Consider the following 19,556-nt stretch of genomic DNA (forward strand, 5'->3'; position numbering starts at 1 on the left):
CTCAGCCGTCCAGCGTCACGAGAATGGGCACGTGGTCGGACGGCCGGTCCCAGCCGCGCGCCTCGCGCAGCACGCGCACGTCCCGCACCATCGCCGGCAAGCCGTCCGAGCCCCAGACATGGTCGAGGCGGCGGCCCTTGTCGGCCCCGTCCCAGTCCTTGGCGCGGTAGCTCCACCATGTGTAGAGCTTCTGCGGCAGTGGGATATGATGGCGCACGAGATCGCGCCAATTGCCCTCGTTCAGGATACGGATCAGCCCTTCCGTCTCGATCGGCGTGTGCGAGACGACCTTGAGAAGCTGCTTGTGGCTCCAGACGTCTTCCTCATAGGGCGCAATGTTGAGGTCGCCGACCAGAATGGAGGCGACGCCCGGCTCGGCGTCGGCGCGCATCAGGCGCATCTCCTCCAGGAAGTCGAGCTTGTGGCGGAACTTCGGATTGATCTCCGGGTCCGGCTCGTCGCCGCCGGCCGGAACGTAGAGATTGTGGATGCGCAAGGGTCCGCCCAGCGCCTCGATGCGCACCGAGAGATGGCGCGCGTCGCCGATCGCGCAGAAATCCTGCCGCAGGATATCATGGAAGGGCAGGCGCGAGATCGTCGCGACGCCGTGATAGCCCTTCTGCCCGTGCAGCGCGATATGCTCGTAGCCCAGCGCGCGGAACGCCTCTTCGGGGAAAAGCTCGTTCGGGCACTTGGTTTCCTGCAGACACAGGACATCCGGCCCTTGCTGGCGCAGGAACTCCTCCACGATCGGCAGGCGCAGGCGCACCGAATTGATGTTCCATGTGGCGACGGTGAAGGACATGGCGGGCTTTCGCGTTCGGCAGGGTCGGCTGTTGCGTAAGCGAAGAGACCGCGCCCCGCAAGGCAACGGAACGGCGCTCCCACGCGTTGACGCGGCTGGACAGACCGGCGTGTCGCCGGTCGAATTCCGGGGGGAGCGGCATTGATGTTCGAAGGCTTCGAGACGCGCGAGATCGACTGCGGCGACGCCACGCTCTTCTGCCGCATCAAGGGCTCGGGCGAACCGCTGCTCCTGCTCCACGGCTACCCGCAGACGGGCGCGATGTGGGCCCCGATCGCCGACCAACTGGCCGAGCGCTTCCTCGTCGTGGTGGCGGATCTGCGCGGATATGGCCGCTCCAGCGCGCCCGAATCCACCGGCGGCGACGCCTATTCCAAGCGCCGGATGGCTGATGACATGGTGGCGCTGATGGCGGCGCTCGGACACGAGCGCTTTCATTTGGCCGGCCATGACCGGGGCGCGCGCGTCGCCTATCGCCTCGCCTTCGACCATCCGGAGAAGGTCATGCGTCTGGCGCTTCTCGACATCATCCCGACGCTCGAGATGTGGGAGCGCGTGGACGCCGCAGGTATGATCTCGGCCTATCACTGGGCCTTTCTCGCCCAGCCCAACCCCTTGCCCGAACGGCTCATCGCGAGCGATCCGGTCTTCTATCTCGACCACACGCTGGCGAGCTGGACCAAGGCGAAATCCACCGCGCCTTTCGCCTCCGAGGCGCTGGCCGAATACCGCAAGAGCTTCTCGCGCCCCACCGCCATCCATGGCGCCTGCGAGGACTACCGCGCCGGCGCAACGATCGACCCCGCCGCCGACGAGGAAGACCGCAAGGCCGGCCGTCGTCTTGCCTGCCCGACCCTCATCCTCTGGGGTACGGATGGCACGCCGGCCAAGAAGGGCGCTCCGCTGACTATCTGGCAGGATTGGGCCGACGATGTGGAGGGCCAGGCGATCGACGCCGGCCATTTCCTCGTGGAGGAAGCGCCGGAGGAGACGCTGGCGGCATTGATGCGGTTCTTCGGCGCCTGATCCCCTTCCCGCCCGTTCGAAGCGAAATCGCTTGCGAATCGCATAAGTCGATGCTTATGTATCGACATGATCGAAGACGACATCTTCAAGGCCCTCGCCGACCCGACCCGCCGCGCGATCTTCGAGAAGCTGGCGGAAGGGCGCAGGAATGCCAGCGCCCTGCGCGAGGGCATGGGGATCAGCCAGCCGGCCATGTCGCAGCATCTCTCGGTGCTGCGCGGGGCGGGTCTGGTGCGCGAGGAGCGGGAGGGACGTTTCGTGCAGTACGAGGTGGACCCGGCGGGGCTGCAATACGTGGCGTCGTGGCTCGCCAAGTACCGCGCCTTCTGGCCGGCGCGCGTCGATGATCTGAAAGCGCTTCTGAAGGAGATGGATCAATGAGCGACAGCCCGGACGATGCGACGCTGGATCTCGTCTACGATCTGGACGCGCCGCCGCAAAAGGTCTGGCGGGCCCTCAGCATCCCCGCCTTTCGCGAGCGCTGGCTGCCTGATGTAATTGAAGCCGAGCCGGACGCCGGCTCCGTCGTCCCCGGTCAGGAACTGCGCTATTGCCTTCGCGAGGGCGGATCGCCTTTCGAGACCAGCGCCGTCACCTTCCGCATCAGTTTGAACGAGGCCGGCGGCACCCGCCTTCGCATCATCCACGAACGCCTCGGCGCAGGCCCTCGCATGATGGCCGCCAACGCCAACCGGGCAGTGCGCACCCGCGCGGCGTGAGGCACGCCAGCCGGGGCTCTGTCGCTCCGGCACCCACCCACGCTGCCTTTTAACGAGCTGAAGCCTGCTCGCCGATCCGGTTTTGACCGGACGGGCTGTCCCCGCTTGGCTCCTTCCCTGTCCCCACAATCCGAACCCAAGGAATTCGCCATGCGCGAAGCGATGCAACTCGTCCCGATGGTGGTCGAGCAATCCAACCGGGGCGAGCGCGCCTTCGATATTTTCTCGCGGCTTCTGCGCGAGCGCGTGATCTTTATCAATGGCGAGGTGAACGATCAGGTCTCGGCCCTCGTCTGCGCGCAGCTTCTGCTGCTGGAGGCGGAGAACCCCAAGAAGCCCATCCATCTCTACATCAACTCGCCGGGCGGCGTGGTGACGAGCGGTCTGGCCATGTACGACACGATGCAGTTCATCCAGGCGCCGGTCCATACGCTCTGCATGGGCACGGCGCGCTCCATGGGCTCGTTCCTCTTGATGGCGGGCGAGGCCGGGGAGCGCTGCGCCCTGCCTAATGCCAGCATCCACGTCCACCAGCCGCTCGGCGGCTTTCAGGGGCAGGCGTCCGACATATTGATCCATGCCGAGGAAACGCGGAGGGTGAAGCACCGCATGACGCGGCTCTACGCCGAGCATTGCGGGCGGACCTATGAGGAGGTGGAGCGCAAGCTCGACCGGGACTGCTTCATGTCGGCCGAAGAAGCGCTGGAATGGGGCCTGATCGACCGCATCCTGCACCGCCGCCCGCTGGCGCTCGCCACCGGGTCGCTCTGACTTTCCCCTACCAGATGCGCCCGTAACCTGCGCCCGGCACGACGCCGCCGACATAAAATGGATCGTCCCGCAGCCGGGCGCGCCGGTCGGCCTCGCGCGACAGGTCGATGCGTTGGAGGCAGGCGGCAAACCCGTCCGTGCCGCGCCGGAAGCCGTAATCGGCGCAGCGCGCCTCGTCCCGCCCCCGCAGCGCCTCGGGCGAGACGGTCGTGCAGCCCGCGAGAGCCAGGAAGGGCATAAGAAGCCAGATCGGGCGCAGGGCCATGATTCCTCCCCCGAGAGCGAATTGACCCGAGGCGGCTCGCCGCCGCCCTCGGACCCCTCTCCGCTCAGCGCTTGCCGCCGGTCTGGCCCGTCGCGATCTGAGAATAGGGAATCGCGAACAGGTCGTTGTTCACCGATATGCCGTCCTCGACATTGTAGACCATCACGGTCGTGTCCTTGCCCTGCGCGTCGCGGATCGTCCATTGGCGCAGGTCGTAGGTGTTGGGGTCGAACATCATGGTGATGCGCGAATTGCCGAAGATCGACTTGTCGCCCATTACGATCGTGGTGAGGTCCGGCCCTTCCTTCACGCTCTGGATATTGGCCGAGGAGAGGTCGATGCGCTGGTCGAGCAGGAGCTTCAGCGGCGTCTTGGACAGGGGATAGAGGTCCCAGGTGTTGAGCTTGCGATTGTTGACCGCGACCTGGGAGCCGTCCGAAATCACGCGCACGGGCGAGCCGGAATAGTCGAAGCGGATCTTGCCGGGGCGCTCCATGTAGAACGTGCCCTCGGTCTGGTTGCCGGCCGCGTCGAACTGGACGAACTGCCCCTTCATGGAGCGCACGCCCGAGAAATGATCGGCCACGCGCTGCGCCGTCGCGGCCGCCCCTGCCGCCTGGGCCATGGCCGGCCCGGCGGTCAAGGCGGGCGCGAGACCCGCGCCCATCAGCAGCGTGGCGGTCAGTCCGGCCTTGGCGATCCGGGTGAAGTTGGTCGTCATGTCCGTTTCTTTCCCTTGGCGGCGCGCCGGGGCAGCCAGGCTCCCACGCGCTTCACGTCTCGTGTTCCTTCGCGCCCGGTCTAGCGCATCGCTCTGGCGGCAATGCGGCATCGGCCTTTCCTGCGCCTGATATGCGAGATGGCGCGTCACTGCACGGATGCCAAGCCCGGATGGGACTGTGAGGAGTTGGGCATGTCGAATAGCCCGCCCGATGCGTCACGCGGAGACGGGATTGGATGGGAAAAAGACTGTCGGCTTTCGGGACGCAAGTAACAGGAAGCCGACCTACCGGCCATCGCGCCTCCGAGCGATCTCTGAAACTGGCACGAGTTCAATTTCGCGGTGCCTAGGGTACTCTCCCTCCCACTTTTCATCCCCTGGCACCGAAGGAATTTCTCGCCAGTACTGAGGATTCAGCGGCCCGTCATGTGGATCATGCGCCGAGGCCAGTCTTTCGGCCAACTGTTTAAACTCATCATGAATGCTTCCTCCCGAGCGGATGGCCGACACTAACTGGAACGCGCCATGCATCGCGGCCTTGCAGTCATCTAATTTGGGAGATGTGGCTCGATGCGCCAAAGCGTTGCGCGCTGTCCGCGCCTGATTCAAATGCGTGTAGAGGCCACTCCCAATGAGGCTCATCTGAAACAGGACTTCCACCATATGGGCAGCCTGCCAACCATTGCCTTCTAAGAAGCGTTTACGGCCGAGAATGCCTGCTCCCTTGGGCACAACATGATTATCCCAAAGGCGTCCAATTAGCGACTCGCACGTCGACCAGAGAAATACAAGTGCTGGCTCCAGTTGGCCTTGTCGGAAGTATGTTAGGCCGTTGAGGAACAGGGTTGGACTCATCTCCGGAATGCCGTCAACAACAGCGGTGCCTGCGCGGGCAGCAGTATGGATCTCGGAAGCGGTCTTCACTCTTGGATGAAGCAATTTCATTGTGTCGGAGCTGCCCGCATCTTGATGTTGCAGCGCCATGAGTGTGTTGAAGTTCGGCCCCCAAGCACCCCCAGCCGCGAGAAAATATCCCGTGCCGTACATAAGACCAAAGCCCAAGTCATTTGGGGCCAGTGCGTCGAAGTCGATGCCTCCAAATGTAAGTTTCAGCAGTAGGCGATTTGCGGAAGCTAACACCTCCCCCTCGCGAACACCTGGCATCCGAGGGAACAGTAGCGCGCCGGTATACGACACTATCACCGCCATTCCATCCATTGCCGACAACGTGGGGTCCAGACCAGTTGTTGTTCGACATAGTTTCAGTCGATCATAAGTCCGTCCATTTATCTGATCGAGCGTGAACGAAGGCTCGTCTCCCTTGTCGAATGTCACCAATGTAAGTGGAGACGTTGCGGCGACGTAGAGCGACACCTGAACAACTTCATTGCCAGCTTTATCGAACCTAGATTGCCTGAGTGGCGGTTTCATTTCTCGTCTCCAACATCCCCTGCAGATTTCTCCACTACCATTGGACGACTGTGCAGGAGCGCGCAGACATGCGGAAGCAAATCGCGCCGAATGTCCAGTTTTGGGGATACTACGAGGGGTCGCTAGACGGCGACAATAGGTCGAAATACGACGACGGGCGCGATCGCTCGCGCCCGCCTGATCATCTCCCATCGAAGCACGCGCCCTTATCCGGCGCGCGCCTTATTCGCGCTCAGGCGTTGTCGGTTGGCACCAGAATCTCGCGCTTGCCGGCATGGTTGGCCGGGCCGACGATGCCTTCGCGCTCCATGCGCTCGATGATCGACGCGGCGCGGTTGTAGCCGATCTGGAGGCGGCGCTGGACGTAGGAGGTGGAGGCCTTGCCGTCGCGCAGCACGATCGCCACCGCCTGATCGTAGAGATCGGCGCTTTCTTCCATGCCGGCCGTGGAACCACCGGCGGCTGCGGCCGGGGCCTCCTCGTCCTCGTCCTCCAGAATAGCGTCCAGATATTCCGGCACGCCTTGCGTCTTCAGGTGCTTCACGATCTCCTCCACCTCGTCGTCGCCGACGAACGGGCCGTGCACGCGCTGGATGCGACCGCCGCCGGCCATGAAGAGCATGTCGCCCATGCCGAGCAGCTGCTCGGCGCCCTGCTCTTGCAGAATGGTGCGCGAATCGATCTTCGAGGTCACCTGGAAGGAGATGCGCGTCGGGAAGTTGGCCTTGATCGTGCCGGTGATGACGTCGACCGAGGGGCGCTGCGTCGCCATGATGACATGGATGCCGGCGGCGCGGGCCATCTGCGCGAGGCGCTGGACCGTGCCTTCGATGTCCTTGCCGGCCACCATCATGAGGTCGGCCATCTCGTCGATGATCACGACGATATAGGGCAGCGGCTGGAGGTCGAACTCCTCCGACTCGAAGATCGGCTCGCCGGTCTCGCGGTCGAAGCCCGTCTGCACCGTGCGCGAGATCGACTCGCCGCGCTCGATCGCGGAGGCGACGCGGGCGTTGAAGCCGTCGATATTGCGAACGCCCACCTTCGACATCTTGCGGTAGCGGTCCTCCATCTCGCGGACCGTCCATTTCAGCGCCACCACGGCCTTCTTCGGGTCGGTGACGACCGGGGCCAGAAGATGCGGGATGCCGTCATAGATCGAGAGTTCGAGCATCTTCGGGTCGATCATGATCATGCGGCACTCGGCCGGGCTCATCCGGTAGAGCAGCGACAGGATCATCGTGTTGATCGACACCGACTTGCCCGAGCCGGTGGTGCCGGCGACGAGCAGATGCGGCATCTTGGCGAGATCGGCGATGACGGCCTCGCCGCCGATCGTCTTACCCAGCGCCAGCGGCAGCTTGGCCTTAGAGCCGGCGAACGTGTCTGAGCCGATCATCTCGCGGAAATAGACGGTCTCGCGGCGCTGGTTCGGCAGTTCAATGCCGATCGCGTTCTTGCCGGGGATGACGGCGACGCGCGCGGCGATGGCCGACATGGAGCGGGCAATGTCGTCGGCGAGGCCGATGACGCGGCTCGACTTGATGCCGGGCGCGGGCTCCAGCTCATAGAGCGTCACGACCGGGCCGGGGCGCACTTCGATGATCTCGCCCTTCACGCCGAAATCATCGAGCACGCCTTCGAGCAGCCGCGCGTTCTCCTGCAGGATTTCGGGCGTCAGCGAATTGTCGCGGTTGCGCGGCTTGGGCGGGGCCAGAAGCTCGATCGGCGGCAGGATGAACTCCTCGTTGAGATCGGGATGGCCGAACTCGGCGAGGCGCGCGCGAGAGGACTGGTGCGCGTGCATGTCCATGGAGGGCTGCATCTGGACGCGAACCGGGCGCGGGTCGGCCGCCATGGCGCCGCGCGCGGCGACACCGGCCTGCGGGGCGGGACGCGGGGCGACGGGCGCGGGGCGCGCAGGCTCCGGCTCGGGGCGCTGTGCGCGCTTCAGGCCTGGGAAGGCCACGATATTGTTGGCGATGAAACCGCGCCAGCCGCCCTGCTCCTCGGGCTCGGGCTCACGGCGCATCTCGGCCTCGACGCCATAGGGCTCGTCGTGGAAGCGGTCCTCGTCCTCTTCCTCGGCGGCGATGCGCTCTTCCAGGGTCGGGCGCGATTCGTCACCGAGATGAGCATGGGTTTCCAGCTCGAACGGCGCGTCCTCGAATTCGTCTTCCTCGTAACGCTCGGTCTCGAAGCGGGGCTCGTGATGCGCCTCGTCATGGGCGCTCTCGTGATAGTCCTGCGCGGGGTCGTAGTCGCCCTCCGTGTCCGGGGCCGGCAGGCCGAGTTCGGCCGCGCGCGCGGCTTCTGCCGCCGCCAGCAGCGCCGCTTCGCGCTGGGCCATCTTGTAGGAGCCGTTCCAGTCGGAGCGGCCGTGGCGCACCGTGGCCTTGCTCGTGTCCACCGTGCGGCGCGCCGGCATCTCGGGCGCGGCAACCGTCGGGGCCGGGGCGCGGGCAGCGGGCGCGGGAGCCGGCGCTTGCGGGCGAGCAGGCGCGGCCGCGCGGGGCTGTGCGGCCGGCGCGGGCCGGGCGGCGGGCTCGGGCACGAAGCCCATCTCGGTTTCGTCGGGCTCGAACTCCACCGCCTCGTCGAAGCGCGGCGGCTGTACGATGCGCGGGCCGCGCGAGGCCGGCGCGCGGCCGGCTTCGGCTTCCTCGGCCGCGCGCAGCGCCTCGCGCAGCCGCGCTTCGGGCGCGGGCGGCATCAGGGGCGCGTCGCGGTCCCAGTCGCGATGGGCGAAGGGATCGTCGCGCAGGCGGCGTGCCTCGGCGATGTCGCCGATCTTGCGGCCGAGCGCCGAGCGGGCGGAATAAAGCCAGTGGCCGGCCGCGCCCGCCAGAAGCTGCATCGCGCCTTCGCGCTCGTCGTCGTGGCGGCCGCGCGCCACGCCATGGCCACGCGGATGCATCTCGGCTTCGTACTCGTCGGACTGGCGCGCCACGAGACCCGCGCCGTTCAACACGCACCAGACGGCCGGCAGCGCGAAGACGACAGCCAGCACGATGCCGAGCGAGCCCTGCGGATAGGTGCCCGTGGCGAGCGCCGGGATTTTCAGAACGAGATCACCGACCACACCGCCGAGACCGATCGGCAGCGGCCAGCTCGCGGGCGAGGGAAGGCTGCCCAGCGCGGCGCTGGCCAGCGCCATGCCCGCCAGCGCCCACCAAGCGCGCGCGCCCGAGCGCCCGACCCGGCGGCCGAGCAGCAGCAGCACGCCCCGCGCGGTCAGAAGCACCGGCAAGAGCACGGCGGCGAGGCCGAAAAGCTGCATCCCGAGATCGGCGATCATCGCGCCGGAGCGGCCCGCGAGATTCTGCACCGCGTGGTCGTTGGAATAGCTCAGCGACGGGTCGTCCACCGTCCAGCTCGCGAAGGACAGGGCAAGCCAGATGGACGCGGCGACCAGCGCCAAGCCCAACATCACCTGCGCCGGGCGGCCCAGCCGGCCAGCGCCCTCTTCCCGTGCTTCGATCGATGCCATCGCCATGCCCTTGAGCCCTGAAGTCGGCGGGAAAGCTCCCGCATGTGCCCCGTGCCACGCCTCGAAGGGCCGCCCCGCCCTGCCCTCTCGCACAGGCGGGAAGCGGCCCGCCGTCGAAGACGCAGCCTTTTGCGCCAAGGTAAAGAAAGCTGGTTAAAGCGCATTTAACCCTCATTCGACGGATCATCAGTCTCTCTGCCGAGCGCCTTGCCCCCGCCTCTGCCGCCAGCGTGATGGAACCGCGAGGGGCACGCGCGACATAAGAAGGCAGGCGCGCCGAGCGGCGCGATGAAGACGCGAAAAAGGAGCGAGAGATCATGGAGATCAGGCACGAGGATCGCGGCCGGGGCGGCCTGTTCGCGGCGGGCGAAGGAGACGACCGGGCCGAGCTGACCTATTCGCCGGCCGGCATCCAGAATTCGCTGGTGTTCGACCACACCTATGTTCCCGAGCATCTGCGGGGTCAGGGCATCGCCGAGAAGCTGGTGGACCATGCCGTCGCCTATGCCCGCGAACAGGGCATGAGCGTGGTGCCGGCCTGCTCCTATGTCCGCTCGCTGTTCCAGCGCCACCCTGAGCGCTACGGCGATGTCGCCACGCGTGAGGACAAGCCCTTCGGACGCATCTGACAGCGCATGAAAAAAGGCAGGCGGATCGCTCCGCCTGCCCTTCGTGTCGAGAATTCGGAGCGGGAGACCCGGCCGTTTTTAGGCGTGGTAGGCCGCCTCGCCATGCGAGGTGAGGTCGAGGCCCTCGCGCTCGGCTTCCACGGTCGGACGCAGGCCGATGACGACATCGACGATCTTGTAGAGGATCGCGGAGACGATGCCGCCATAGACCACGGTGATGAGCACCGCGACGATCTGGCTGTAGACCTGGGAGCCCATGGTGACGCCCTCGAGGTAGCCGCCGCCGCCGAGCGAGGTGGAGGCGAAGATGCCGGTGCCGATGGCGCCCACGATGCCGCCCACGCCATGGATGCCGAAGACGTCGAGCGAGTCGTCATAGCCGAACTTCGGCTTCACCACGGCCACGAAGAAGTAGCAGAGGGCCGAGGCGATCGCGCCGAGGAAGATAGCGCCGATCGGGCCGACCGCACCCGCTGCCGGCGTCACGGCGACGAGGCCGGCGATGATGCCCGACACGGCGCCGAGCATCGAGGCCTTGCCGCGCAGGAGGGCTTCGATCAGCACCCAGGCGACCGTCGCGCCGGCGGTTGCGGTGAAGGTGTTGATCATGGCGAGCGCCGCGCCGCCATTGGCTTCGAGGTTGGAGCCGGCGTTGAAGCCGAACCAGCCGACGAAGAGGATCGAGGCGCCGACCATGGTCAGCGTCATCGAATGCGGAGCCATGTTGTCACGGCCGAGGCCCGTGCGCTTGCCCACGATGAAGGCGCCGACCAGCGCCGCGATGCCGGCATTGATGTGAACCACCGTGCCGCCCGCGAAGTCGAGCGCGGCGACGCCGCCGGCATGCTTGCCAAGGAAGATCAGACCGTTGGCGTCCCAGACCATGTGAGCGATCGGGAAGTAGACGATCGTGACCCAGAGAATCGAGAAAAGCACGACCGCGCCGAACTTGATGCGCTCGGCGAAGGCGCCGACGATCAGCGCCGGCGTGATGCAGGCGAAGGTCATCTGGAAGGCGATGAACACGTATTCGGGGATCACGATGCCCTTGGTGAAGGTCGCCGACATCGTGTCCTTGGTGATCCCGGCGAGGAGGAGCTTGCCCGTGCCGCCCCAGAAGGCGCTGGTGGAGCCGCCGAAGGCGAAGGAATAGCCGTAGGTGACGTAGATGATCATGACGACCGCGGCGATCGTCACGGTCTGCATCAAGACCGAGAGCATGTTCTTGGCGCGCACGAGGCCGCCGTAGAACAGGCCGAGGCCCGGCAGGATCATGAACAGAACGAGGACGGTGGATATCATCATCCAGGCGACGTCGCCCTTGTCCATGACTTCGGCCGCAACGGCGGCGGCAGCCGCCGGCACCTGTTCAGGCGCGGGCGCGACGCCGGTGTCCTGCGCGAAGGCTGCGACCGTCGAGAGGCCCGACAGGGCCAGGGTCGCCAGGGAGGTCTTCAGAAAACGCATGTTCGTACCGTATCCCCTCAGAGCGCGTTCGAGTCGGTTTCGCCGGTGCGGATGCGGACCGCCTGCTCGATGCCGTAGACGAAAATCTTGCCGTCGCCGATCTGGCCGGTCTTGGCGGCCGAGGCGATGACATCCACGGCGCGATCCACCATGTCGGAGGGAACGGCGACTTCGATCTTCAGCTTCGGCAGGAAGCTCACGGCATATTCGGTGCCGCGATAGATTTCGGTATGGCCCTTCTGGCGGCCATAGCCCTTCACCTCGGTAACGGTCAGACCCTGGATGCCGACGGCGGTGAGCGCTTCGCGCACCTCGTCCAGCTTGAATGGCTTGATGATCGCCATCACGATTTTCATGAGCACCTCGAACCTGGAGGGAACGAACGCGCCGGACGACACGTTCGACCTTGAAACACGGCCCATGCCGACGAGAGCCGGATGGGGACGAGTTCTCCCTATTCAAGATGCGTGCCAATTGAGCGACAGATCGATTTCGGCCGCATTTGTGCGGTGCGAAAGCGCTTTCTGCCCTTCGGATGGTCAGCGGTAGCGTTGAAGAATTCGGAACGCCGCCGATTTTTTAGACATGTGAGTATTCTTTAATCCATTCGACGCGGACGGATCAGCCCTTCCTGGGCCACCGAGGCGACGAGTATGCCATCGCGCGAAAAGAGCGAGCCGCGCGTCAGCCCGCGCCCGCCCGACGAGGACGGACTGTCCTGCGTGTAGAGATGCCAGTCGCTGACCCGCAGCGGGCGGTGAAACCACATGGCATGGTCGAGGCTGGCGGCTTGGATACGCTCGTCGAAGATCGAGAGCCCGTGAGCGAAGAGCGAGGTGTCGAGCAGCGTCATATCGGAGAGATAGGCCATGACGGCGGCGTTCAGGGCCGGGTCGTTGCCGATATCGGCCGTCACCCGCACCCAGATGTGCTGCTCGGGCGGCAGTTTCTCGCGCTTGAAATAGTGATCGGTCGAGACGGGGCGAAACTCCACCGCGCGCGGCCGCATCCAGTAGCGCCGCACCGGCTCGGGCGCGCGGGCCAGAATGTCCTCACCCAGACTCTCGCCCGACGGCAGGTCTTCCGGCCCCGGCAGCGCGGGCATGGGAATCTGATGATCGAGCCCCTCTTCCTTCACCTGGAACGAGGCCGAAAGCGTGAAGATAGCCTGCCCATGCTGGATCGCTGTGACGAGGCGGGTGGAGAAGGAGCCGCCATCGCGCAGGCGATCCACCTCGTAGATCACGGGCACACGCGGATCGCCCGGGCGCATGAAGTAGCCATGCAGCGAGTGGACCTGCCGCTCGGCCGGCGCGGTGCGCTGGGCCGCGACCAGCGCCTGCGCAATGACTTGGCCCCCGAAGATGCGCTGCCAGCCATTGGCGGGGCTGATGCCGCGAAACAGGTTCTCCTCCAGCGTTTCGAGGTCCAGCGTTTCCACCAGCTTGGCCACCAGATCGTTCATGGAACCTCCCTTCCTAGCGCACCGTCTCGCCACCCATGAACCGGTGCGGCGGGGGAGATGTAGCAGACTTGGGCGAAGGGAAAACCGGGCGGGGCCTATCCCCGATCCTCAACCGAGCGCGGCTTCCACGCCGCCGCCGCGCGACTTGGCGCGGTAGGAGGCCGCGTCCGCCCTGCGCAACATATCGTCCAGCCGCACGCTGGCGGCGGGGGCGGCGGCATAACCGTGGCTCACGCGCATCGTGACGGTGCGCCCGGTCAGATCGTAGGGCTGCATCAGATGGTCGGTCAGGCGCATGGCGAAGCACTCCGCCTCATCGGCGCCGCCGAGCCCGGTCTGGATGATGGCAAACTCGTCCCCGCCCAGGCGCACGGCGATGTCGTACTCTCCGATCAGGCGTTTGACGCGCCCCGCCAAGGCCCGCAGAAGCGCGTCGCCCGTGTCATGGCCGAACCGGTCGTTGATCGACTTGAACTCGTCCAAGTCGAAACAATGCACGGCCATCCACCCTTCGGCCCTGCCGGGTGGGAGCGTGCGCAGGTCCTGAAGCGCGAGGCGATTGCCGAGGCCGGTCAGCGCGTCGGTTCGCGCCAGGCGCGTCATGGTGATGCGCGATTCGATCTCCTGCACGGACACGTCGTAGATATGCCGGATGCTTTCGAAGCTGCCGCACAGGAAGACAAGAAGGATCAGACCCAACAGCCTGTCGGCCCCACTGCCGAAGACGAGCGTGGAAATGGCGGGTGGAAGGGCAGCGATCACCACGGCGGCGATGGCCAGACGCGGCCGGATGAAAAGCCGCATGGCGACGCCCGAGCAATAGCCGAAGACGAGAGCCGTTCCCAGTACGTGAAGTCCCGCATCGAGGCGCGCGAAAAGCCCTGCCGACAGGCCGCCGACCGATGAGGCGACGAGGCAGGTCGTCACGGTATGGACCAGCTCCCATAGGCGTGCCTCCTCCACGCTCGGAACGGCCTGCCGCAGCCGGAGCTGATGCGCCACGAGCACGACGAGCTTGGCCAGGGATGCGGCCATGCCGACGAGCGCTGCGCCCAGAATGGCTGGAGAGCCCACTTGAAGATAGGCGAAAATGCCGACAGCGACGATCGTCGCCCCCATGATAGCGCTGGGTAAAAGGCTGAAAGCCAACCCGGATACGAGCGTCTTGTAGGTTTCGTCCATCTCCTGCTGGAAGAGCCTGCGAGCGCGAATGGGTTCGGAACCCGCCGTCAAACTCGCCTCCCCAAAACGGCAGCCCGATGGGTGCCAAGACTCCGATATGTAACCTTGAGTTGCGCAACCCATGAAAGATGCGACCTTGGAGCCGGACGCCGATGCCAAGGGCTCGAACACCCGATATACCGACCCGATACATGGTGATCGGATCGTCCAGATTTCCGCAAGGTCATGCTACCTTTCTTGCCGTTCGCAGTCACAGCCATCTGAAAAGCTTGCTGGGTCATAGCGAAATCTGATCCTGGAAGAGCGACGATATGCCGCCCCTATATCACCCAGAATAATGGATATTTCCGTAGCCGGCGATACAAGCTTCGTTCGTCGATGAAATTTTTCACTCGGATACGTTGAAATCTTCTTCAGGGAACGAGTGCAAGGGATGATCCCGGACGTTCCGCATCCCGCCTGCCTCATTCTTCCGAAAACAACGAAGAGATGGCTTTCTGTCTTCGGCACGTTCTTTCGGGGGCTTCGCGACGGATAACGGAACGCCGCCTTGAACGCGCAAGGCGTCACACCACCCTTGTCCCCATGCCGCGTGACGCTCTAGATCAGCGCGCAAGGGACCTGCCGCCACGAAGGGTCGGTCCCGCCCCGAACCGGAGCCCGAGCCATGTCCGACCCTCGCCGTGAGACCCTGCCCGAGCGCGCCGACATCGTGGTGGCCGGTGCGGGCTATGTCGGGCTCGGAACCGCGGTCGCGATTCGCCAGGCCGCGCCCGAGCTTTCGGTGGTGCTGGTGGACGCCGCGCCCGAAGGCGTCTGGGAGCGGGACGGACGCGCCTCGGCCATCGCGGCCGCCGCCATCCGCATGTTGACGCGCCTCGGCGTCTGGGACGCGATCCGGCCGGAAGCCGAAGCGATCCGCGAGATGATCGTCACGGATTCGCGCACCAACGATCCCGTGCGCCCGGTCTTTCTCACCTTCGGCGGCGAGGCCGAGCCGGGCGAGCCCTTTGCCCATATGGTGCCCAATGTCGCGTTGAACGGCGCCCTGCGCGCCCGCGCGGCGGAACTCGGCATTCCCATTCGCTCCGGCGCGGCCGTCACCGGACTTCAGGTCGGCCCCTCCAGCGTCATGGTGGAGACCGGCGCGGGCGCGATCGAGGCGCGGCTTCTGGTCGCCGCCGACGGCGTACGCTCGGCCATCCGCGACATGGCGGGCATTCGCACCGTCCACACCGACTATGGCCAGAGCGGCATCGTCGTGACCGTCCAGCACGAGCGCCCGCACGAGGGCCGCGCCGAGGAGCACTTCCTGCCCGCCGGCCCCTTCGCCATTCTGCCGCTCAAGAACAACCGCTCCTCGCTGGTCTGGACCGAATCCACGGCCGAGGCCGAGCGCCTGCTGCGTGCCGACGAGATGGTGTTCGAGCTGGAGCTGGAGCAGCGCTTCGGCCTGAAGCTCGGCGCGCTCACCGTCGAGGGTAAGCCTCGCGCCTTTCCGCTGGGACTGACGCTGGCGCGCGATTTCGTGAAGCCGCGCATCGCGCTGGCGGGAGACGCCGCGCACGGCATTCACCCCATCGCCGGCCAGGGGCTCAATCTCGGCTTCAAGGACGTGGCGGCGCTCGTCGAGACGGTGGTGGAGGCCGCGCGCCTCGGGCTCGACATCGGCGCGCTCGACACGTTGCAGCGCTACGAGCGCTGGCGCCGCTTCGACACGGTGCAGATGGGCGTCACGACCGATGTTCTGAACCGGCTCTTTTCCAACGACAATCCGATGCTGCGGGCCGCCCGCTCCTTCGGCCTGTCGCTGGTGGACCGCGCGCCCTTCGCCAAGCGCTATTTCATCGAGCAGGCGTCCGGCCTCAGCGCCTCGACGCCCCGCCTCCTGCGCGGCGAGCCCGTCTGACGGGTTCGGCCGGACGCAGAGCGCATTCATTGCGCATCCCTGTGCCGGAAGAGCAAAAACATCCGCTTGAACCGCACCGAAGGAAATCCTCTTCGGCGCAACGTGGCTGGCATTGGATTATTTAGAACGATAACAAGCGAGCCGCGACACCTCTTCGGGTGTCGGGAGGTGTCTTCGTGGCTGCCGCGCAACCGGTGGCCGGGAAGACCGGCAGAAAAGGACCATCGGGAATGGCGAGCGACGTCAAGGCGGGTGCGAAGACCAAGGGGCCCAAGCTCCCCGTCATCATGAGCGCCAACGACCTCTTGGACGGCGACGTCGTATTCCTGACCCGCGAGGGCTGGAGCCTCGACCCCAAGGCCGCGCTGGTCGCAAACGATGCCGAGACGGTCGCCTTTATGGAAGAAGAGGGCGCCAAGGGCTTCAAGAACAACCGGGTCGTCGATCCCTATCTGGTTGAGGTCACGCTCGACCCGAACGGGCTGCCGCTCGCCACGCATTTTCGCGAGGCGATCCGCCAGAAAGGTCCGAGCATTCTGCCGCAATACGGCAAGCAGGCTGAATTTTAAGCGTTTCGGGATGGGGAGCCTCTGAGCGCTTCCGCCACCCACCGGGCGCCCGCAAGAGCGCCGGAACCGATCGAGGACGACAGGCATGTATCGGTACGACGAATTCGATGAGCGCTTCGTGCGCGAGCGCGTCCAGCAGTTTCGCCATCAGGTGGAGCGCCGGCTCGACGGCTCGCTCTCGGACGACGAGTTCAAGCCGCTGCGCCTCAAGAACGGCCTCTATCTCCAGCTTCACGCCTATATGCTGCGCGTCGCCGTGCCCTATGGCACGCTGAACTCCAAGCAGATGCGCCAGCTGGCCCTGATCGCCGAGAAATACGACAAGGGCTACGCGCATTTCACCACGCGCCAGAACCTTCAGTACAACTGGCCGAAGCTGCGCGATGTCCCCGACATCATGGACCTTCTGGCCGATGTCGAGATGCACTGCATCCAGACCTCGGGCAATTGCATCCGCAACGTCACGGCGGACCAGTTCGCCGGCGTCGCGGCCGACGAGGTGGAAGATCCGCGCCCGACCGGCGAGTTGATCCGCCAATGGTCGAGCCTGCACCCGGAATTCTCCTGGCTGCCGCGCAAGTTCAAGATCGCCGTGACCGGCGCCGAGCATGACCGCGCCGCGATCAAGGTTCATGATATCGGCCTGCGCATTCTGCGCCACCCGGAGACGAACGAGATCGGCTACGAAGTCGTCGTGGGCGGCGGTCTCGGCCGCACGCCAATGGTCGGCAAGGTGATCCGCGACTTCCTGCCCAAGCCCGAACTGCTCGCCTATCTCGAGGCGATCATGCGCGTCTACAACGCGGAAGGCCGGCGCGACAACAAGTACAAGGCGCGCGTCAAGATCCTCGTCCACGAGATCGGCACGGACGAGTTCAAGGCCCGCGTCGAAGCAGAATATGCTCAGCTCAACGGCCCGACGATCAATGCGCCGGCCGAAGAGGTGGAGCGCATCGCGCGCTATTTCGCGGCCCCCGCCTACGAGACGCTGCCCGAGACCTCTTCGGTGCTGGAGGCCGCCCGCGCGGCCGACCTCGAACTCGACCGTTTCGTGGAGCAGAACGGCTTTGCCCATCGCCAGCCCGGCTATATCGCGCTGACGGTTTCGCTGAAGCCGATCGGCGGCGTGCCGGGCGACATGAGCGACAAGGAAATGCGCGCCTTCGCCGACATTGCCGAGCGCTACTCGTTCGACGAATTCCGCGTCACGCATGTGCAGAACCTCGTTCTGCCGCATGTGAAGAAGGATGACGTGCCGGCGGTCTACGCCGCGCTGAAGGCGGCGGGGCTCGCCACCGCCAATGCCGGTCTCGTCACCGACATCATCGCCTGCCCCGGCCTCGACTATTGCGCGCTGGCGACCGCCCGCTCGATCCCGATCGCGCAGGACATTTCAAATCTCTATGCCGACGAGGCCAAGCAGAAGGACGTGGGTCCGCTCCAGATCAAGATCTCGGGCTGCATCAACGCCTGCGGCCATCACCATGTCGGCCATATCGGCATTCTCGGCCTCGAAAAGTCGGGCCGCGAGAACTACCAGATCACGGTGGGCGGCGACGCCTCCGAACACGCGGCGCTGGGTGAGCGCGTGGGGCCGGGCATCGACGCCGAGCAGGTGCCGGGCGCGATCGAGGCGTTGGTCGGCGTCTACATGAGCGAACGGCAGGCCGGCGAAACCTTCATCGACACGGTGAAGCGCGCCGGGCTGGAGCCCTTCAAGCAGGGCTTCACCGCCTATGTCGCGGGCAGCAACGCGGCCAACGCTTCGGCGGAAGGAGCGCACGCATGAGCCTTCTCGTCACCCCCGCCGGAGAGAAGACCGACGAGTTCACTGTTATCGAGGACATGGCCGATCTGTCCTTGAGCGAAGGCGCGGTTCTCGTGCCGCTCACCGTCGTCGATCAGGCCATCGCCGACCGGCGCAACGCGCCGCTGGGTCTGGCGGTCGCGGGCGACACGCCGGTCTGCGCCGTCGAGCCCTATTTCGGGCAGGTGGAGCTGATCTCGGTTCGCTTTCCGTCCTTCTCGGACGGGCGCGGCTTCTCGCTGGCCAAGCGCCTGCGCCGCGCGGGCTTTTCCGGCACGCTGCGCGCCAGCGGCCCGCTGATCGCCGATCAGTTCGCCGAGGCGCTGGCCTGCGGCTTCGATGAAGTCTGGCTGCCGGACCAGATGGCCGAGCGCCAGCCTGTTGACCAGTGGATGAAGGCCAAGGACATCGTCCGCGACCATTACCAAACCGGCTATGGCGAGGATCAGAGCATCCTGCAGAAGCGCCTCGCCGCCCGCGCGGGAGAGGCCGCATGAGCGCCGAGCTCGCGCAGGACCTCAACGACAGCTTTGCGGGCCTCAAGCCCGCCGAGCGGCTGCGCCTTTTGACGGAGCGCCTGCCCGGCCGCATCGTCTTCACCACCTCGCTCGGCATCGAAGACCAGATGCTCACCCATCTGATCTTCCGCGAGAAGCTGGCGATCGACGTGGTGACGCTCGACACGGGCCGCCTGTTTCCCGAGACCTACGCTCTCTGGCAGCAGACGGAAGAGACCTATGGCCGGCGCATCAAGGCCAAGTATCCGCAGGCGCAGGCCCTCGAAGCGCTGATCGACGATCAGGGCATCAACGGCTTCTATTTCGCGCCCGAAATGCGCAAAGCCTGCTGCGGCGCGCGCAAGGTGGAGCCGCTCGGCCGCGCCTTGGCAGGCGCGTCGGGCTGGATCACGGGCCTGCGCCGCGACCAGTCGGCCAATCGCGAGCGGCTCGACTTCGTGTCCTTCGACGGCGCGCGCGGCCTGATCAAGGCCAACCCGCTCTTCGACTGGACGCGCGAGGAAATCCGCGTCTTCACCGTGGACAACGCCGTTCCGGTGAACCCGCTGCACGATCAGGGCTTCCTGTCCATCGGATGCGCCCCTTGCACCCGCGCCATCCGCCCCGGCGAGGTCGAGCGGGCGGGCCGCTGGTGGTGGGAAGAGGAAACCAAGCGCGAATGCGGCCTGCATGTGGACGAGGTCGGCCAGCCCGTGCGCGCCGAGGATGGCCGCCCCGCCCCCGGCGACAGCGCCTTCGAGACGATTCCCTCCTGATCGGCCCGTCCTAATCGGCCGCGTCTG

The 19,556-nt window shown here is 65.8% G+C and carries 19 protein-coding genes; 10 read left to right on the plus strand and 9 right to left on the minus strand.

Going from position 1 to position 19,556, the window contains the following annotated elements; translation table 11 throughout:
• Position 1: 1 nt before the first annotated feature.
• The gene (locus AUL28_RS19915; RefSeq protein ID WP_058636800.1) at positions 2-805 is read right to left on the minus strand and encodes an exodeoxyribonuclease III; all 804 of its coding nucleotides are present in this window, start codon (positions 803-805) and stop codon (positions 2-4) included.
• A 144-nt stretch (positions 806-949) separates the two neighbouring features.
• Between AUL28_RS19915 and AUL28_RS19920 the strand changes: the two genes are divergently transcribed.
• The 4 genes from AUL28_RS19920 (at position 950) to AUL28_RS19935 (ending at position 3,321) form a co-directional block, all read left to right on the plus strand.
• On the plus strand, positions 950-1,831 hold the full coding sequence (locus AUL28_RS19920; protein WP_062236212.1) for an alpha/beta fold hydrolase: 882 nt from the start codon (positions 950-952) through the stop codon (positions 1,829-1,831).
• A 66-nt stretch (positions 1,832-1,897) separates the two neighbouring features.
• Complete coding sequence (locus AUL28_RS19925) at positions 1,898-2,212, plus strand: ArsR/SmtB family transcription factor (RefSeq protein WP_062236215.1); 315 nt, start codon at positions 1,898-1,900, stop codon at positions 2,210-2,212.
• Positions 2,209-2,550 (plus strand): SRPBCC family protein, encoded by a 342-nt coding sequence (locus tag AUL28_RS19930; protein WP_062236217.1) that lies wholly within the window; start codon positions 2,209-2,211, stop codon positions 2,548-2,550. The genes AUL28_RS19925 and AUL28_RS19930 overlap by 4 nt, the downstream gene beginning before the upstream one ends.
• Positions 2,551-2,700: 150 nt before the next feature.
• Positions 2,701-3,321: an ATP-dependent Clp protease proteolytic subunit gene (locus AUL28_RS19935; RefSeq protein ID WP_062236220.1), complete on the plus strand. Its 621-nt coding sequence runs from the start codon at positions 2,701-2,703 to the stop codon at positions 3,319-3,321.
• A 7-nt stretch (positions 3,322-3,328) separates the two neighbouring features.
• On the opposite strand, the gene AUL28_RS19940 is transcribed toward AUL28_RS19935, so the two are convergent.
• The 4 genes from AUL28_RS19940 to AUL28_RS22850 all read right to left on the minus strand — a co-directional run bounded on the left by AUL28_RS19940 (position 3,329) and on the right by AUL28_RS22850 (position 9,234).
• A complete protein-coding gene (locus tag AUL28_RS19940; RefSeq protein ID WP_062236223.1) occupies positions 3,329-3,586 on the minus strand; it encodes a hypothetical protein in 258 nt (85 codons plus the stop codon).
• A 64-nt stretch (positions 3,587-3,650) separates the two neighbouring features.
• Entirely contained in the window at positions 3,651-4,307 is a 657-nt protein-coding gene (locus AUL28_RS19945) for an outer-membrane lipoprotein carrier protein LolA (RefSeq protein ID WP_062236226.1), read from the minus strand.
• A 285-nt stretch (positions 4,308-4,592) separates the two neighbouring features.
• Positions 4,593-5,738 (minus strand): hypothetical protein, encoded by a 1,146-nt coding sequence (locus AUL28_RS19950; protein WP_156420103.1) that lies wholly within the window; start codon positions 5,736-5,738, stop codon positions 4,593-4,595.
• A 232-nt stretch (positions 5,739-5,970) separates the two neighbouring features.
• Positions 5,971-9,234, minus strand: coding sequence for a DNA translocase FtsK (locus AUL28_RS22850; RefSeq protein WP_062236231.1), 3,264 nt, complete (start codon positions 9,232-9,234; stop codon positions 5,971-5,973).
• Between the two features lie 311 nt (positions 9,235-9,545).
• Between AUL28_RS22850 and AUL28_RS19960 the strand changes: the two genes are divergently transcribed.
• Positions 9,546-9,857, plus strand: coding sequence for a GNAT family N-acetyltransferase (locus AUL28_RS19960; protein ID WP_062236234.1), 312 nt, complete (start codon positions 9,546-9,548; stop codon positions 9,855-9,857).
• 78 nt (positions 9,858-9,935) lie between these two features.
• Here the strand turns inward: AUL28_RS19960 and AUL28_RS19965 are convergent, their stop codons facing one another.
• From AUL28_RS19965 to AUL28_RS19980, 4 genes are all read right to left on the minus strand, one after another.
• The gene (locus AUL28_RS19965; RefSeq protein ID WP_058601598.1) at positions 9,936-11,324 is read right to left on the minus strand and encodes an ammonium transporter; all 1,389 of its coding nucleotides are present in this window, start codon (positions 11,322-11,324) and stop codon (positions 9,936-9,938) included.
• A gap of 17 nt (positions 11,325-11,341) precedes the next feature.
• Positions 11,342-11,680, minus strand: a complete 339-nt coding sequence (locus AUL28_RS19970; protein WP_062223871.1) for a P-II family nitrogen regulator — start codon at positions 11,678-11,680, stop codon at positions 11,342-11,344.
• Between the two features lie 242 nt (positions 11,681-11,922).
• Positions 11,923-12,789 carry an acyl-CoA thioesterase gene (locus AUL28_RS19975; RefSeq protein ID WP_062236238.1) on the minus strand — a complete coding sequence of 289 codons (867 nt, stop codon included), beginning with the start codon at positions 12,787-12,789 and terminating at the stop codon, positions 11,923-11,925.
• Positions 12,790-12,897: 108 nt separating this feature from the next.
• A complete protein-coding gene (locus tag AUL28_RS19980; RefSeq protein ID WP_062236241.1) occupies positions 12,898-14,022 on the minus strand; it encodes a GGDEF domain-containing protein in 1,125 nt (374 codons plus the stop codon).
• 616 nt (positions 14,023-14,638) lie between these two features.
• On the opposite strand from AUL28_RS19980, the gene AUL28_RS19985 reads away from it, so the two are divergent.
• From AUL28_RS19985 to AUL28_RS20005, 5 genes are all read left to right on the plus strand, one after another.
• A complete protein-coding gene (locus tag AUL28_RS19985; RefSeq protein ID WP_062236243.1) occupies positions 14,639-15,880 on the plus strand; it encodes a ubiquinone biosynthesis hydroxylase in 1,242 nt (413 codons plus the stop codon).
• Between the two features lie 230 nt (positions 15,881-16,110).
• Entirely contained in the window at positions 16,111-16,449 is a 339-nt protein-coding gene (locus tag AUL28_RS19990; protein ID WP_062236246.1) for a DUF2849 domain-containing protein, read from the plus strand.
• 85 nt (positions 16,450-16,534) lie between these two features.
• A complete protein-coding gene (locus AUL28_RS19995) occupies positions 16,535-18,238 on the plus strand; it encodes a nitrite/sulfite reductase (RefSeq protein WP_062236249.1) in 1,704 nt (567 codons plus the stop codon).
• The gene (locus tag AUL28_RS20000) at positions 18,235-18,753 is read left to right on the plus strand and encodes a DUF934 domain-containing protein (protein WP_062236252.1); all 519 of its coding nucleotides are present in this window, start codon (positions 18,235-18,237) and stop codon (positions 18,751-18,753) included. The genes AUL28_RS19995 and AUL28_RS20000 overlap by 4 nt, the downstream gene beginning before the upstream one ends.
• On the plus strand, positions 18,750-19,529 hold the full coding sequence (locus AUL28_RS20005; protein WP_062236256.1) for a phosphoadenylyl-sulfate reductase: 780 nt from the start codon (positions 18,750-18,752) through the stop codon (positions 19,527-19,529). The genes AUL28_RS20000 and AUL28_RS20005 overlap by 4 nt, the downstream gene beginning before the upstream one ends.
• Positions 19,530-19,556 lie beyond the last annotated feature (27 nt).

Origin of the sequence: Aureimonas sp. N4, assembly GCF_001463925.1 — a bacterium.
In the GTDB taxonomy this organism is placed as follows: domain Bacteria; phylum Pseudomonadota; class Alphaproteobacteria; order Rhizobiales; family Rhizobiaceae; genus Aureimonas; species Aureimonas ureilytica_A.